The sequence below is a fragment of the Polaromonas sp. P3_C2 genome, from assembly GCF_056402675.1.
Map to the genome: position 1 here is coordinate 1 of NZ_JBFUGX010001083.1, position 889 is coordinate 889.

Annotated in this window: 1 protein-coding gene; it reads right to left on the bottom strand. The window is 66.2% G+C overall.

From position 1 onward, the window contains the following. Nucleotides 1-105 precede the first annotated feature (105 nt). The coding region (locus tag AC1DWI_RS24760; RefSeq protein ID WP_477726125.1) for a molybdate ABC transporter substrate-binding protein at nucleotides 106-889 on the bottom strand (784 nt) is incomplete at its 5' end.

An 889-nucleotide genomic window follows, 5' to 3' on the forward strand; every position in this document is an offset into this window, starting at 1 on the left:
CTACCAGCGGGGGCCGCGGGACTGGCTTTGCCAGACCGCAGGCGCCGCCCCCTCGAGGGGGGAACAGGCTACACGCAGTGAGACTGGACGGGGGTGGGTGTCTTGCTAGGGCGCCCCAAAACCAAACCGCCGAAACACCTCCTGCGCTTCCGGCGTCAACAAGTAGGCAGCAAACTGCGCAGCCGCAGCATCCCCGCTTCGCGCAGTCAAACCGTAGGCCGCACTCACCTGCAAGGCAGCCGGCATCTGCACCACGTTCATGCGCGGCACTTCTTTGCGAACCGCCACGGCGTTGGTGCAATAGGTCAGGAACAGGTCGGCGCGGCCCTCCGTGATCAGCCACTCATACGTACTCCGGCCCGGCGGAGGCTGGGGCGCTTCGGGTGAGCCGGTGAGCTTGAGTGCCTTGCTGTCCAGTGCCGTGTAAGCACCGGGCTTGAGTGCTTCCGCCTTGCGGAACACTGCCCACGCATAGTCGCCCGACGGGTCCGCCCTGGGCGTGGAGGTGCYGAGCTTGACGGCGGGATCCAGCATCAGGTCGAGCAACTTTCCCGAATCGGCATTGAGCTGCGGCACGGCCAGAGCACACAGCTGGTTGCGCACAAACAGCGTGGGTTGCACCCATGCACTGCCCGCTGCGGAATAGAGGCGCTGGGGATGCTGCGTATCGGCCGATGCAAACACCTGCGCAGGCTCGCCCTTTTCAATGCGTTCGCGCAGCAGTCCGGAGGCGCCAAACGTCAGCTGGGTTTTCACGCCCGTGCGGGATTCGTACGCGCGGGCCACTTCGGTGAGCGCTTCGCGCAGGCTGCCCGCCGCATACACGCGCAGCGGCGCGGCGCCTTCAGCAGATGCTGCGGGCGATTGGGCATGCGCCATAGTCAGGCCT